This window comes from Microbacterium phyllosphaerae (assembly GCF_050628115.1).
Classification (GTDB): domain Bacteria; phylum Actinomycetota; class Actinomycetes; order Actinomycetales; family Microbacteriaceae; genus Microbacterium; species Microbacterium phyllosphaerae_A.
This window is the reverse complement of the sequence record NZ_CP192502.1, coordinates 779,329-792,504: the sequence shown is the minus strand read 5'-3', so window position 1 is coordinate 792,504 and position 13,176 is coordinate 779,329. Positions and strand designations below refer to the sequence as shown.

Sequence of the window (13,176 nt, the reverse complement as noted above, 5' to 3'; positions counted from 1 at the left end):
GGAAGTTGGACCTTGCGCAACTTTGAGGAAGCGATCGACCAGGTAGGCGGCAGCCCTGTTGGGGGACGCTTGCGCGGAGTTGAGGGTTGCCAGGGAGTTTCCTGTTGCGGCATTTGGGAGATCGGACACTGGTCCGGTTGAACTCTTGCCCGAAGACTTGCGCCGGGCAGGCCGGGACGATGAACCCGGCGTTTCCGAAGGCTGCAGATGTGCCGAAGCGGTGGCGGTCTCGGCGGACTAAGGTACCGGGCTCGGCGATGTGCGGGCGTCCCCCATTTGGGTGACAGACGTGCGCGACAGACAGACAGTACGGTGGTCGAGGACGCGGCGGTGCGCGGCAGCACCAGTACGTGAGGGGGTAGTTGATGGGTCGGGGGCACAAGCGGGCGAAAAAAGCACCCGGCGAGCGTGCACCCGAGCGTCCCTTTCGAGCAGGGATCGTGATCGTGCACGGTGTGGGCCATCAGAAAGAGGGCGCGACCGCACGCGCCACCGCTCAACGGATTGTGACCGCACTCGCTGATATGGGCATCGTCGCCACACAGCATCCACTGCCTGTGGCGGAAGACCTGCCGTGCAGGCACACCGTCGCGGTGGCGGGCTCCCGACCCGTCGTGGTCGCGGAGAGCCATTGGGCGTCCATTATTCGCGACAACCGTGGACGGCGTGCCCGAGATGCGTTCGCCCGTTTGTGGTTGCTGATCTCCGTACTGCCCTTCCTTCTCGCGGCGGTGATCTATCCGCGTGCACACGAGCCAGCACTCGAGAAAGTCCTCTTGAGCACCCCGAAGACGTGGCGTGCCGCGTTCACATCGTTCCTGACCCTGATGCGTGCCACGGCGCCGACCCTGTGGCGAAGCATCGCCCTGATTGGGATCGTATTGCTGGTGGGGGTGGGTCTCGCCGCCCTGCCGTGGTGGGGCATCGCAGCCGTCGCCGTCGGTGCGCTCGTTGTCCTGTGGTTGCTGGTGCGGTGGCGGTGGGATGTCACCGAACATGTCCGGGTGGCAAGCCTCGCCTCCGACGTCCGCACCCTCATCGAGAACCGCCTCTGCCGAGACATTGACGTCGTTGCGGCTCAGTGCGACGACGTGTGGGTGATCGGGCATTCACAGGGCGGGTATCTCGCCCACCGCGTGCTGTCTGAAAAGGGGCGGGGGCGCTGGCCCACCGTGAAGAAGTTCACCGGCCTCGCCTCCGGTGTGAGACCGATTCGGTTGATCTCGATGGTGCGGGCTGACCGGTGGGCGTGGACCGGATGGGTTATGCTCACCGGCGTCGCGGTCATGATGAGTGCGATGATGTGGGGTTTCGAGCCCGGCGGTGTGGTGAATACCTCCGGCACGCAACTGTTCACGCAGATGCTGCTCGTGGGGATGGTGCAGCCGCAACTCATCGGGAACGAGGAGCTGGCCGAGGCGATCTGGAAGAACACCTGGCCGACACAGTGGTTCATGATCCCGGGGCTTGTCATCGGGATCGGGTTGTTCGCGGTCGGGGTGATCGCCGGGAGACGAGCAGGACGGCGGATGACGTCTATCCCCCCGATACCCTCACGCATGATCTGGGAGGAGCTCACCTCCCCGAGTGACATCGTGGGGAGCATGTCGGTCCCAGAGCTTCCACCGGTTGCGCTTCGTCGCACGATCCCCAGCCTTCGCCAGCCGGTGGGCGATCACCTCATGGCGTCCTACTTGTCACGGCGGTCGACCTTCCGACTCGAACTCGCACGATGGGTCACCCGCGGCAGCAGTGCCGCGTCGCGGTTCGCACAGGTGGACGCGCTGACGGTCGACTTGACCGCGCTCTCCGCGCGGTCCTACCGTCTCCGTCTGGCCGTACAAGCGGCATGCACCGGACTGTTCGTGCTGATCCCTGTGGCGGTTCTCGGTCGATCTCTCTTCGCCGCGTCGACTTCCTTCGTCGTGGGCGGCGCGATCGTAGCCCTCGCGATCGCGCTCATCACGGCCGCATGGTGGTTCCTCGGCGCGTCCCGACGCATGTCCCGGTTTCTGTCCGCGGCGAACAACGCACGTGCCTACCGGACGACGCGTTGGCACGATCGACGCCCATGGGCGCTCATTCTGTGTGGGATTAGTGCGACGGCCGCCATCTTGGGATCGCTCGGGGCTCTCATCTACGCACGCGACGTGGAAATCACCGCCTTGGGCGCGCTCCTCTCCCCGGTGACTATCGGCCTCCGCCAGAGCAGCGGCGCGCTGATGGCAGCGGCAACGCTGACGGTGTGCGCGATCTGGCTGGGAGTCGCCGGCATCCGCGGCGTACGACTGCTGCTCGCCTTCGCGGCCCTCATGACGATCAACGCCATCGGAGACCTGGCGCGTGCCGGTGACCTTTGGCTGTATGCAGGGATGCCCGGCGTGGGCATGCCAGCACTCGTCGGGCTTGGCGTAGTGACAGCGTTCGTCGGCTGCGCGCGAGTCACTACCTCGTCGCCCTCCACCCCCTCTAGGTGACGGCGGTGGGGGCGTCGGGATGCTTCCACGGCCGTGGACCTGCTGCGCGCGAGGGGATTCGAATTATCGCGCAGTCACTTCGCGGTCGTTGCACGGGCCTCGGCCGCGACCCGACCGGCAGCCATAGGGCGGGGCAGCACACGTGCAAAGGAGACGGGGGAGTTGTTCGAATCGCGGTGAGATGAGACTAGGTGCCACCCGGCAGGGCAACTTTCTGACGCCGAGTGCCGTCGAGTAGTCATGTGAGTTGAGCCTGGCGCGGTCAAGCGGGCATCCACTCGGGATAGTCCGCATCGCGCGGGTGTGTGCCCGCTACAGGTCCGATGGCAGAGGGGCGTTCAGGTCTCTATCCGGAGCGCTTTCCTGCAGGGAACCGCCGAACACCGCTTGTGGGGAGATGACGTCAAGGTCTCGCCGGTAGCGCTTGAGGATATGTGAGAAGGTGCGTTCGTCAAGGAAACCGAGGCCGCTCAGAATTGCCGCTGCCGCTTCCTCCGCGTTGATCGGGTCGAACTCCATCGTGTGATCGAAATGGAAGTCCGCAAAGAGAGCCGGGTTGAGGTGGAACTTCCTGGTGTTCTGCACGTAGGTGAATAGGCGCCCCGAATCGCTCTGCAGTGCCACCCAGACCGGCCGAGATCGGGGGTTCCTCACGAGATACAGCTGCATTGGTCCTTCCTCACGCTGGCGGATAGCTTCGAATCAAGTTGGGCGAGAAGGGGATAGCAGCCGGACTCAACCTCCAATAGCTCTGGCCAGCCCCGCGCTACTCGCTTGAGGATCTTCTCAAACTCGGGGGGCTCGGCCATATCAGGCATGGCGGTCCACGATCGAAGGAACGGCCGGACCCTGTGCTGTCGCGGCTCCACGACGATCAAGCGCGGCGTCCCGGTCCCGCTGACGGCGCCGGGACCGCTCGCGAAATTCACGACCTACCCGCAGACTGCGCATGACGCCGTTGTCGAAGCTGATCATCCCTCGTCGGCGCCACTCGATTGTTGCGTGGCCGCGAAAGCCTGCGACGGCGCGACGGCGCTCGAAGAAATCGAGGTCTTGCGGCAGCGGCCCGGGGCTGCTGATCGTCCTCCTGGGATGGCCGTGGCGGCTGTAGATCGTCGGCGTTTCGTGACACAGAGTGTCACCTCAACTCGCCGAGTGTCACGCAAAGCGTGTTTGTGTCACCCCAACGCGGTTCCGACATAGTTCCTCTTGACATCCGCCGCGCTCGGGCATAACGTACAACCAAATGGTTGCACAAAGAGAACTGAGCGAAGCGGAGGTCGACCGTGTGTTCCACGCATTGGCGACGTCGACCCGGCGCGACATCCTGCGCCGGACGATCGAGCGGGAGCAGTCCGTCTCGACCCTCGCCTCCGAATACGAGATGTCGTTCGCGGCAGTGCAGAAGCACGTCGCCGTGCTCGAAGCGGCGAATCTCATCGTCAAGCGCGCCGAGGGACGCGAGCGGCTCGTCCGCGCGAACCCCGAGATGATCGCCCGCGCCAGGGCGCTCCTCGCCCGATACGAAGAGCTGTGGCGTTCGCGCATCGCCCGACTCGACGACCTGCTGGCCGAGACGCCGGCCCCCGCATCCGACACCACCACCAGCACCGACACCACCGATGATTCACGAACCGAAGAAGGAGACTGACATGCCCGTCACGGATGTCACCACCGATGCCGACAACCTCACCATGACCGTCGTCGCAGATTTCGCGGCGCCGATCGAGCGGGTCTGGGCCGCCTACAGCGACCCGCGCCAGCTCGAGCGCTTCTGGGGTCCTCCCGGATGGCCGGCGACCTTCACCGCCTGGGACCACACCGTCGGCGGTCGCGCGCAGTATTCGATGAACGGCCCCCGCGGCGAGAGGTCGTCGGGTTCGTGGGAGTTCCTCTCGATCGATGCGCCGCGCAGCTTCGAGGTGCTCGACTCGTTCGTCGACGACCAGGGCAACCCGCTCGACGGCTTCCCGGCGCAGCGCATGTCGTTCGCCTTCGAGTCCACGGCCGACGGCACCCGCATGGTCACCACGAGTCACTTCGACTCTGTGGAGGCGATCGAGCAGGTCGTCGAGATGGGCCAGATCGAGGGTCTGAAGCTCGCGATGAGCCAGCTCGACGCCGTCCTTCAGGATCTCCGTGACTACGCGCAGGGCAAGGGCACGCAGGTCGAGCTGCTCGACGACGTGCACGTGCGCATCACGCGCCTGGTCGAAGGCCCGCGCGAGCTGGTCTGGCGTGCCCACAACGAGCCCGAGCTCATGAAGCAGTGGCTGCTCGGACCCGACGGGTGGGAGATGACCGAGTGCGTCGTCGCCACCGAGGTCGGCCAGACCTACCGCAACTCGTGGGCGCCGGTCGGCGACACCGAGGGGCAGCCCTTCGGCTTCGAGGGGGAGGCGCTGCTGATCGACGCACCTCGCCGGTCGGTGCAGACCGAGCGGATGATCGGGATGCCGGTCGAGACGCTGAACGACCTGAACCTCTACGAAGAGGACGGCGCGACGCTGATCACGCTCTACATCGAGTACCCCGACAAGGAGACGCGCGACATGATCCTCGCCACCGGCATGGCCGACGGCATGGAGACGTCGTACGCACGTCTCGAGCAGGAGCTGCTCGCGGTCTGACGTTCACGACCGTTGCGGTGCCGGGATGCGGGGTCAAAAACGCATCCCGGCACCGTTGCGGGGTCAATAGTGCACGGCATCCGACGGTTTCCGGTGCGAAAGTGGCCACGCACGAGCGGCTCAGGCGTGAGGGGGTCGGCTCTGCACCGCGTCCGCTGCTACGAGTCGGAGGAGCCGGCGGATGCGCGACGCGGAGTCCGTGTCGACCAGAGCGCCAGGGCGATGAGCACCGGCTGGAAGAACAGCCGCACGAAGCGCTTGGTGTCGGTGTCGAGCCCGAAGGCGTCGCGGTGCTCGAGCCACTGCGCGATGTTGCCGGGGAAGACGGCGACGAAGAACAGCGCCGCGAGCACACCGACCAGTCCTCGACGCTTGCGGGCGACGAGGAGTGCGGCGCCCAGCCCGACCTCGACGACTCCGGAAGCGAGCACGGTCACATCGGGATCCAGCGGCACCCAGTCCGGGACTTGCGCCTGGAACTCCTCGCGCGCGAACGTCAGGTGCGAGACGCCGGCAAAGACGAGGAAGGAACCGAGGAAGATCCGACCGACGGTGCGTGCGACATTCTTCTTCGACATGGTGCGAGTGTACGCGGGCCCTTGCGGGGCCCGGTCAGATCAGGCGGCGGAGCGCTTCTTCGAGCGTGACGCCCTGGGCCTCAGCACGGTCTCGCAGTCGGGCATGCTCGTCGCTCGAGAGTGCCAGCCGCACCTCGATCGGGTCGTCGATCGGGGCGTAGAGACTGTCGAGCAGATCGGACGGTTCGGCCCACAGCGGCTCGGCGGTCGCCGTCGTGACGGTCGGAGATGCAACGGGAGCATCCTCCGCGCGCGTAGCCGCGGCGGCGATCGGGGCGGATGCTGCCACGGCCGCGCCGGCATCCGTCGCCAGCGTGAACCCGGGCCCTCGGCGCGGCTCCTGCTTCGCCTGGTAGGCCTTGGCCGCGGCATTCGCGCGCTCGTCGGCTGCCTCGTTGAGAGGGTGGCCGGCGTGGCCCTTGACCCACGAGAACTCGACGTCACGCCCGCGGATCGCCTCGTCGATGCCCTCGAGCAGGTCGCGGTTCAGCACTGGCCCGCCGTCGGACTTTCGCCAGCCCTTGCGCTTCCACCCCGGCATCCACTTGGTCACCGAATCGATCACATAGCGGCTGTCGCACTCGATCATGAGCTTCTCGGAGATGCCCGCCGTCGCCAGCAGCAGCTCGAGCACGGCCCGCAGCTCACCCTGATTGTTGGTGCCGTGCGGGGAACCGCCGGCTGCCCAGTTGTCGTCGTCGATGTACCAGGCCCAGCCGTTGGGGCCGGGATTGCCCAGGGCGGAGCCGTCTGCGGCGGCGGTGATCGTCATCCCTCAACCGTAGCCGCGACGGGCGACACCACCCGCCGGCGTCGTTTCGCATCGCCTCGGCTCCCGACATAGTGTGGGTCGATGCCTTCCGACGTCACTTGGGAATCCTGGGTCGGCACCGCTGCGACGATCGCCGCGGTGATCGTCATCGCCGCCATCGCTCTCGCACTCCTCGCGCTCGTCGCCGCTCTCGTCAGCCGTCGAGTGCCGTGGGTGCGAGACCTCGCCAGACGGGTGCGCTCCGCGATGATCGCGACGACGGCGGTCGTCTCGATCTGGATCGCGGGGGCGATCTCCGAGCCGTCGGCGCAGGACTGGTGGCCGGCGGTCTCGCGGCTGTTCCTCATCGCCACGATCCTCACCGGCTCCTGGCTGCTCGCCGCTTCGGTCTCGTTCGGCTTCGAACGGCTGATCGCCCGCGAGGAGACCATTCTCATCGGACCCGAAGCCCGCCGCCGACGCACCCAGCTGCTCGTCATCCACCGGCTCGTGCTGGTCACGATCGCCGTGCTCTCACTCGGCGCGGTGCTGTTCACCTTCCCCGAGATGAGGGCGGTCGGCACGAGCCTTCTCGCCTCGGCCGGCATCGTGAGCATCATCGCCGGCCTCGCCGCGCAGTCGATCCTGGGAAACCTGATCGCCGGCGTGCAGGTGGCGTTCACCGATGCGATCAAGGTCGGTGACGTGGTGGTCATCCAGGGGGAGTGGGGGCGGATCGGCGAGATCAACCTCTCGTACGTGGTGGTCTACATCTGGGACGAACGGCGCCTCGTCGTGCCGTGCAACTACTTCACGACCACCCCCATCGAGACCTGGACTCGGCGGTCCGACAAGATCCTCGGCACGGTCTACCTCGATCTCGACTGGCGGGTTCCGATGGACGAACTGCGGGCCGAGTTCCAGCGCATCGTCGAGGCGTCGCCCGCCTGGGACGGCCGGTCGCTGGACGCGACCGTCACCGACGCTCAGGGCGGGTTCGTGACCGTGCGGCTCGTGATGTCGGCGAAGGACTCGGCAGACCAGTGGACGCTGCGGTGCGAGGTGCGTGAGCGGATCATCGGCTGGTTGCAGCGCGAGCACCCCGACGCCCTGCCGCGAACTCGCGTCGACCTCGGTTCGGCGTAGGGCAGACCGGGTCGCGCTCCGGTGGGGGCTCAGTCCGCGTGCGGGGCAGCTTCCGAGTCGTCATCCGGTTCGCGGTTCTCGATCGAGAACGCCTCTGGCGCGGGCGGTGCCACGGGGAAGGCGACCGAGCTCACGGAGGCGCCGGCGCCCAGACCCAGACCGAGCGACAGCGGGTCGACGGAGGGAGCCTCGTCGAGCACCTCGGATTCCGAGCGTTCGAGGGGCTCCGAGGGCAGAGTCCACTGGTTCTCTTCTTCGTCGGAGCGCTGCTGGAAAAGTCCCATGGTTCCCATTCTGATCCCGCCCGTCGGCGGAGGCGCCGGTTTCACACCGGATTGATCGGTTCAGGCAGACGGGGTGATGCGACGGAACGTGAAGTACCCCGCGACGTGGCCGTGGTTGACGACGCCGGTCCCGGTGCTCAGCATGCGGGCGGAGGTCGTCGCACCGGACTCCACGAAGGTGTAGCCGGTGTGCTCGAGGCGCCAGCCGATGCGCTCGATGTCGCTCAGGAAGTACCCGACGTGGTCGTCGCTCACGAAGTCGTTCTCTGACGAGCCCCATGACGATGGCTGCCCGGTGAGGCGGCTGACCTCGGCCTGCAGGTGCAGCACCGAATCGCCTCGGTCGTACGCATCGCGTGACAGCTGCAGCAGGCGTGTGGCCTCTTCGCTCGTCGGCATGGTGTCCCCCTCGTGTCGTCGTCCCATCATGCTCGATGGCGGCGGTTCGCCGTGGTTGCCTCGCCCCGGGCGTCGGCTCTCAGCCGGATGCCGCGCGCACGGCGTCGACGAGCTGCCGCCAGGGGCCGTCGAGCGCCGAGTCGGGCAGCTCCCGTTCGCGCTTCTCCGAGGGGGTGCGCACGCGGATCAGCCAGACGAACCGATCGGCTCCGGTGGTGTCATCCGCGTCGGCATCCCACGGGCAGCTCTCGATCATGGCGATCCAGTCGTGGGACTCGGCCGGGTCCGGTTCGACGCGCCATTGACGACGTATACCTGCGATGCCGCCCGTGCGCACCACCGCGATGACGACCTGCGCGTCAGTCGGTGGAGGGGACTCGCTCATCTCCATAGACTCCCACGGTCGTCCACGCACGTCGAGCGGCGGCGCCCATGGCCTCGTCGATCGCGGATGCGGCGGCGACCGTCGCGTCGGCGAACTCGGTGAAGTTCGCGGTGCTCGACAGCCCGCCGGTGAGCGCCTGGTACCAGACCGTGCCCGCGGCCTCCCAGGCGTTGCCGCCGAGGTCGATCGCGAACAGGGCGAACGCGCGATTCGGTATGCCGGAGTTGATGTGCACCCCGCCGTTGTCCTCGGTGGTGCGCACGAACCCGCTCATATGGGCGGGCTGCGGGTCTTTGCCGAGCTCGTCGTCGTCATAGGCGGTGCCGGGCTCGATCATCGACCGCAGCGCCTTGCCCTGCACCGCATCGGTGAAGATCTCGGCACCGATGAGCCACGTCGCATCGGCCGCGCTCTGCTCGAGGAGGTACTGCTCGGTGAGCGCGCCGAAGACGTCGGCGATCGACTCGTTGAGTGCGCCCGGCTGGCCCTGGTATTCGAGGTTCGCGGTGTACTGCACGACACCGTGCGCGAGCTCGTGCCCGATGACCGTGGTCGACGAGGTGAAGCCGACGAACACCTCGCCGTCTCCGTCGCCGAAGACCATGCGCTCGCCGTCCCAGAAGGCATTGTCGTAGTCGACCCCGTAGTGCACCGTGGCGTCGAGCGGAGCCCCTGCGTCGTTCAGCGAGTTGCGACCGAAGGCCGAGAGCAGCATCTCGAACGTGGCCCCGAGTCCGTCGAACGCCTCGTTGACGGAGGCGTCGGCGACCGGCTCGTCGTCTTCGCTGCGGACGACCGCGCCGGGAAGCGTCTGGGTGTTGCCCGCGTCGCTGATCGTGCGGTTGGGGGCGTCGGAGAGCTCGGCCACGAGGTCGCCGTTCTCGTCGATCGACAGGTCGATGCGCGCACGGAACGGCGGTCTGCCCGCCGTCAGCGTCTGCCTCGCGGCGGCGGCGGCGCGGGGGTAGCGGCCCGACTCGGCCAGGCGCGCGAGCAGGTAGGACGGGACGACTCCAGGGGTTTCGGTGTGGCTGCTCATGTTCAGACCCTACGCCGGGGGTCGGACGTTGCGGCAAGGCTCGGCGTATGTCGTCGCGCTCGGAGCATGTACGCGACATGAGCCGAAATGCGCCACAGAAGTCCGAATCCCCGGCATCCGGACTGCGCACGCGCAATCTGACTTCGCACCTGCATGCGCGCCGCGCTCGGGAGTCCGGATTCCGCGGGTTCGGCCACCCCCGAGGCTCCCAGGAACGCACCCCGGGATCTCGCGTAAAATCGGCACAATGACCGACGCACCCGACGCCACCTCCGACCTGGGTGCCGGCATCGACCCCGAAGACCTCGCCACGACGCTGCGGGTCCTCTCGGAACTTCACGCGATCGACAACGAGCATCCCGACTTCGTCGCCGTCCGTCATGCGACCGCGGCGATGTTCAAGGCCGTCAAGCGCGTGCGCCGCAAGGAGATCCGCGACGCGATCGCCGAGGCCGACAAGGCCGTCGTCGCCCGCACCGCCACCGGTGCCCCCGACCGCATCGATGACGAGACCCGTGGCCACGACCTGGCGACCAGCGTCGTCGACGCCCCGATCGCGGGCGAGCTGCTCAAGCCCCGCAACTGCTACATCTGCAAGCAGCCGTACACGGTGGTCGACGCGTTCTACCACCAGCTCTGCCCCGACTGCGCGCGCTTCAGCCACGGCAAGCGCAACGCCCGCACCGACCTCACCGGCAAGCGCGCGCTGCTCACCGGAGGCCGCGCCAAGATCGGCATGCACATCGCGCTGCGGCTGCTACGCGACGGCGCCCACACGACGATCACCACCCGCTTCCCGCGCGACGCCGTGCGTCGGTTCTCGGCTCTCCCCGACTCGGCGGACTGGCTGCACCGCCTGCGCGTCGTCGGCATCGACCTCCGTGACCCTGCCCAGGTCATCGGGCTCGCCGATTCGGTCGCAGCTCAGGGGCCCCTCGACATCCTGATCAACAACGCCGCGCAGACCGTGCGCCGTTCGCCCGGTTCGTACTCGCTGCTGGCGGATGCCGAACTGCAGCCGCTCCCTGACGGGCCACTCCCCGAGATGGAGACGTTCGGGCACACCGCCGATCCGCATCCGCAGGCGCTGCAGGCATCGGTCGATGCGCATCCGCTGCTGTCGGTCGCAGCCCTCGGCGGCACCGTCGCCGAGCAGGGCGGCCAGGCGCTGACCGCCGAAGACCTCGCGCGGCTCGCGATGGCCCCCGGGTCGTCGTCGCTCGAGAAGCACGCCGACGGCACCGCGATCGATGCCGGCGGGCTCGTGCCTGACGTGAACCGCACGAACAGCTGGGTGCAGTCGATCGATCAGGTCGATCCGCTCGAGATGCTCGAGGTGCAGCTCGCGAACACCACTGCGCCGTTCCTGCTCATCAGTCGCCTCCGTGCGTCGATGGCCGCGTCGTCATCGCATCGCAAGTACGTGGTGAACGTCTCGGCCATGGAGGGTCAGTTCTCCCGCCGTTACAAGGGCCCCGGTCACCCGCACACCAACATGGCGAAGGCCGCGCTGAACATGCTGACGCGCACGAGCGCCGGCGAGATGCTCGAGACCGACGGCATCCTGATGACCGCCGTCGACACCGGCTGGATCACCGACGAGCGTCCGCACTACACGAAGGTGCGCCTCGCCGAGGAGGGCTTCCACGCCCCTCTCGATCTCGTCGACGGCGCAGCCCGCGTGTACGACCCGATCGTGCGCGGCGAGGCGGGCGATGACATCCACGGCGTCTTCCTGAAGGACTACGAGCCCAGCCCCTGGTGAGTCCGGCTGCCGCCCCTTTGGGTTTCGAATCGCGCACTTTGCAGGGTTCGCGGTCGGAAAACCGCAAAGTGCGCGATTCGAAACCCCGGCATGGAGCTCCGGCCCTACCTGACTACGGGCGCCGAGCCTGCACGGCGCCGACGATCACGCCGGCGATCACGAGCAGGATGCCGGGGATGGCGAGGAGCACGGCGCCGACGACGGTGAAGAAGGTCATCACCGGTCCGACCGTGAACCGCCCATCGGCGACCGGCCCGTCGCACGTGATCGTGCCGGGGGAGGCGACGCCCAGCGAGAAGCTCCCCTGAGCGTCCCACCGCTCGGGGATGACGATCGCCTGCTGCAGCATGTCGGGTCTCAGCTGCAGCACGCCGCCGCCGGGGAATGTACCGGTGCACTCGATCTCGCTCCACTGATCCGACGGGGTCACATAGACCGCGTGATCACCTTCGGCGAGATCGACGGAGAGTTCCTCGCCGAAGGCGACGGGCGGCGCGAGACGGAAGCCGGGGCTGAACGCGAGTGCGGCGGCGCCGACCAGCACGAGCGCGCCGAGCAGCAGCAGGATCCACCAGGCGCGGCGGGGTCGTCGGGCCTGAGGCGTCGTCATCGGGCTCGGATCTCGAGGTTCTCGGATGCCCACGTGCCGAGCTGATCGAGGATCGGCAGCAGCCCGCGGCCGCTGTCGGTGAGGGCGTAGGAGACCGCGACGGGAGGCCCGGGGTCGACGGCGCGGGAGACGAGGCCGGCGTCGGCGAGTTCGGCGAGGCGGTCGGAGAGCACGGTGTCGCTGATGCCGGCGACCGCGCGGCGCAGTGACACGAAGGTCGAGGGGCCCCCGCCGAGCGAGGAGACGATCATGCCGTTCCACCGCTTGCCGAGCACGCTGAAGGCCAGTGTGACGGCGGCGTCGCACACATGACGCTCTTCGTCGATCTCGGCCATGCGCCCATCATACCTGTGCTACGTTAACGCAAGTCGCTAAGAAAAACAGAGCGACTACGCAAACGAAAGGCACACTTCATGTCGCTGTTCCGCCTGGATGCCAGCATCCTTCCCGCGTCGTCCGCCAGCCGCTCGCTCGCCGACCTCGTCGAAGCCGAGTGGACCGCATCGCACCCGGACTCCACGGTCACGCGTCGCGACCTGGCCGCCGACCCCGTGCCCGCGACGGCCTGGGCGGATGCCGTGACCGGCGGCTTCGTCGACGAGGCGCAGCGCACCGACGCCCAGCGTGCAGCGCGCGCGCTCGGCACCACGTTCGCCGACGAGCTGATCGGCGCAGACGCGTTGCTCTTCGCCGTGCCGCTCTACAACTACGGGGTCTCGCAGCACTTCAAGACCTGGTTCGACCTGGCCTACACCGACCCTCGCATCGACCCGCAGGGCACGGCCCTCCGCGGCAAGCCGGCGACCCTCGTCACCGTGCTCGGCGGCAACTACGCCCCCGGCACCCCCAAGGAGGGCTGGGACCACTCCACCGGATGGCTGCGCCGCGTGCTCGAGGACGTCTGGGGCCTCGACCTGCGCATCGTCGAGCGTCCGTTCACCCTCGTGGGAGTGAACCCGGCGCTGGATGCCTTCGCCGACACCGCCCGCGAGCTCAAGGAGAACGCCGAGACGGATGCGCGCACCTACGGTCGCGAGCTCGCCGCACTCCGGGGCGACCAGGTCGCCTGACCCGCCCTCCGGCCCATATGCAGGGGCAGATCACGGATGCAG

At 67.8% G+C, this 13,176-nt stretch carries 15 protein-coding genes; 6 read left to right on the top strand and 9 right to left on the bottom strand.

Features of this window, described 5'->3' with window-relative positions:
• The first annotated feature begins 440 nt into the window (after nt 1-440).
• Nucleotides 441-2,477 carry a hypothetical protein gene (locus ACQ4LY_RS03565; RefSeq protein ID WP_431074603.1) on the top strand — a complete coding sequence of 679 codons (2,037 nt, stop codon included), beginning with the start codon at nt 441-443 and terminating at the stop codon, nt 2,475-2,477.
• Nucleotides 2,478-2,789: 312 nt separating this feature from the next.
• On the opposite strand, the gene ACQ4LY_RS03560 is transcribed toward ACQ4LY_RS03565, so the two are convergent.
• Nucleotides 2,790-3,146, bottom strand: coding sequence for a hypothetical protein (locus tag ACQ4LY_RS03560; RefSeq protein ID WP_431074602.1), 357 nt, complete (start codon nt 3,144-3,146; stop codon nt 2,790-2,792).
• A 577-nt stretch (nt 3,147-3,723) separates the two neighbouring features.
• On the opposite strand from ACQ4LY_RS03560, the gene ACQ4LY_RS03555 reads away from it, so the two are divergent.
• Both ACQ4LY_RS03555 and ACQ4LY_RS03550 read left to right on the top strand, forming a co-directional pair.
• Complete coding sequence (locus ACQ4LY_RS03555; RefSeq protein WP_431074601.1) at nt 3,724-4,128, top strand: ArsR/SmtB family transcription factor; 405 nt, start codon at nt 3,724-3,726, stop codon at nt 4,126-4,128.
• 1 nt (nt 4,129) lies between these two features.
• Nucleotides 4,130-5,107, top strand: a complete 978-nt coding sequence (locus ACQ4LY_RS03550) for an SRPBCC family protein (protein WP_431074600.1) — start codon at nt 4,130-4,132, stop codon at nt 5,105-5,107.
• A 158-nt stretch (nt 5,108-5,265) separates the two neighbouring features.
• On the opposite strand, the gene ACQ4LY_RS03545 is transcribed toward ACQ4LY_RS03550, so the two are convergent.
• Both ACQ4LY_RS03545 and ACQ4LY_RS03540 read right to left on the bottom strand, forming a co-directional pair.
• The gene (locus ACQ4LY_RS03545; RefSeq protein ID WP_431074599.1) at nt 5,266-5,685 is read right to left on the bottom strand and encodes a DoxX family protein; all 420 of its coding nucleotides are present in this window, start codon (nt 5,683-5,685) and stop codon (nt 5,266-5,268) included.
• A 34-nt stretch (nt 5,686-5,719) separates the two neighbouring features.
• Nucleotides 5,720-6,457: a ribonuclease H family protein gene (locus ACQ4LY_RS03540; protein ID WP_431074598.1), complete on the bottom strand. Its 738-nt coding sequence runs from the start codon at nt 6,455-6,457 to the stop codon at nt 5,720-5,722.
• Between the two features lie 81 nt (nt 6,458-6,538).
• Between ACQ4LY_RS03540 and ACQ4LY_RS03535 the strand changes: the two genes are divergently transcribed.
• The gene (locus ACQ4LY_RS03535; protein WP_431074597.1) at nt 6,539-7,582 is read left to right on the top strand and encodes a mechanosensitive ion channel family protein; all 1,044 of its coding nucleotides are present in this window, start codon (nt 6,539-6,541) and stop codon (nt 7,580-7,582) included.
• 29 nt (nt 7,583-7,611) lie between these two features.
• Here the strand turns inward: ACQ4LY_RS03535 and ACQ4LY_RS03530 are convergent, their stop codons facing one another.
• From ACQ4LY_RS03530 to ACQ4LY_RS03515, 4 genes are all read right to left on the bottom strand, one after another.
• A complete protein-coding gene (locus tag ACQ4LY_RS03530; protein WP_431074596.1) occupies nt 7,612-7,866 on the bottom strand; it encodes a hypothetical protein in 255 nt (84 codons plus the stop codon).
• A gap of 60 nt (nt 7,867-7,926) precedes the next feature.
• Entirely contained in the window at nt 7,927-8,265 is a 339-nt protein-coding gene (locus ACQ4LY_RS03525; RefSeq protein WP_431074595.1) for a hypothetical protein, read from the bottom strand.
• 79 nt (nt 8,266-8,344) lie between these two features.
• Complete coding sequence (locus tag ACQ4LY_RS03520) at nt 8,345-8,650, bottom strand: protealysin inhibitor emfourin (RefSeq protein ID WP_431074594.1); 306 nt, start codon at nt 8,648-8,650, stop codon at nt 8,345-8,347.
• Entirely contained in the window at nt 8,625-9,689 is a 1,065-nt protein-coding gene (locus ACQ4LY_RS03515; RefSeq protein ID WP_431074592.1) for a M4 family metallopeptidase, read from the bottom strand. The genes ACQ4LY_RS03520 and ACQ4LY_RS03515 overlap by 26 nt, the downstream gene beginning before the upstream one ends.
• A gap of 247 nt (nt 9,690-9,936) precedes the next feature.
• Between ACQ4LY_RS03515 and ACQ4LY_RS03510 the strand changes: the two genes are divergently transcribed.
• Complete coding sequence (locus ACQ4LY_RS03510; protein WP_056310362.1) at nt 9,937-11,454, top strand: SDR family NAD(P)-dependent oxidoreductase; 1,518 nt, start codon at nt 9,937-9,939, stop codon at nt 11,452-11,454.
• 112 nt (nt 11,455-11,566) lie between these two features.
• On the opposite strand, the gene ACQ4LY_RS03505 is transcribed toward ACQ4LY_RS03510, so the two are convergent.
• Complete coding sequence (locus tag ACQ4LY_RS03505) at nt 11,567-12,064, bottom strand: hypothetical protein (protein WP_431074591.1); 498 nt, start codon at nt 12,062-12,064, stop codon at nt 11,567-11,569.
• Nucleotides 12,061-12,399, bottom strand: a complete 339-nt coding sequence (locus ACQ4LY_RS03500) for a winged helix-turn-helix transcriptional regulator (RefSeq protein WP_056310357.1) — start codon at nt 12,397-12,399, stop codon at nt 12,061-12,063. Before ACQ4LY_RS03500 ends, ACQ4LY_RS03505 begins: the two co-directional genes overlap by 4 nt.
• Before the next feature lie 78 nt (nt 12,400-12,477).
• Between ACQ4LY_RS03500 and ACQ4LY_RS03495 the strand changes: the two genes are divergently transcribed.
• The gene (locus tag ACQ4LY_RS03495) at nt 12,478-13,134 is read left to right on the top strand and encodes an FMN-dependent NADH-azoreductase (RefSeq protein WP_431074590.1); all 657 of its coding nucleotides are present in this window, start codon (nt 12,478-12,480) and stop codon (nt 13,132-13,134) included.
• The last annotated feature ends 42 nt before the right edge of the window (nt 13,135-13,176 follow it).

Bases quoted from the DNA above. Each gene is read 5' to 3' on its own strand.
- ACQ4LY_RS03540 (WP_431074598.1), bottom strand. From the start codon at position 6,457: ATGACGATCACCGCCGCCGCAGACGGCTCCGCCCTGGGCAATCCCGGC.
- ACQ4LY_RS03500 (WP_056310357.1), bottom strand. From the start codon at position 12,399: ATGGCCGAGATCGACGAAGAGCGTCATGTGTGCGACGCCGCCGTCACA.
- ACQ4LY_RS03505 (WP_431074591.1), bottom strand. From the start codon at position 12,064: ATGACGACGCCTCAGGCCCGACGACCCCGCCGCGCCTGGTGGATCCTG.
- ACQ4LY_RS03495 (WP_431074590.1), top strand. From the start codon at position 12,478: ATGTCGCTGTTCCGCCTGGATGCCAGCATCCTTCCCGCGTCGTCCGCC.
- ACQ4LY_RS03560 (WP_431074602.1), bottom strand. From the start codon at position 3,146: ATGCAGCTGTATCTCGTGAGGAACCCCCGATCTCGGCCGGTCTGGGTG.
- ACQ4LY_RS03535 (WP_431074597.1), top strand. From the start codon at position 6,539: ATGCCTTCCGACGTCACTTGGGAATCCTGGGTCGGCACCGCTGCGACG.
- ACQ4LY_RS03555 (WP_431074601.1), top strand. From the start codon at position 3,724: ATGGTTGCACAAAGAGAACTGAGCGAAGCGGAGGTCGACCGTGTGTTC.
- ACQ4LY_RS03530 (WP_431074596.1), bottom strand. From the start codon at position 7,866: ATGGGACTTTTCCAGCAGCGCTCCGACGAAGAAGAGAACCAGTGGACT.
- ACQ4LY_RS03510 (WP_056310362.1), top strand. From the start codon at position 9,937: ATGACCGACGCACCCGACGCCACCTCCGACCTGGGTGCCGGCATCGAC.
- ACQ4LY_RS03550 (WP_431074600.1), top strand. From the start codon at position 4,130: ATGCCCGTCACGGATGTCACCACCGATGCCGACAACCTCACCATGACC.
- ACQ4LY_RS03545 (WP_431074599.1), bottom strand. From the start codon at position 5,685: ATGTCGAAGAAGAATGTCGCACGCACCGTCGGTCGGATCTTCCTCGGT.
- ACQ4LY_RS03515 (WP_431074592.1), bottom strand. From the start codon at position 9,689: ATGAGCAGCCACACCGAAACCCCTGGAGTCGTCCCGTCCTACCTGCTC.
- ACQ4LY_RS03525 (WP_431074595.1), bottom strand. From the start codon at position 8,265: ATGCCGACGAGCGAAGAGGCCACACGCCTGCTGCAGCTGTCACGCGAT.
- ACQ4LY_RS03520 (WP_431074594.1), bottom strand. From the start codon at position 8,650: ATGAGCGAGTCCCCTCCACCGACTGACGCGCAGGTCGTCATCGCGGTG.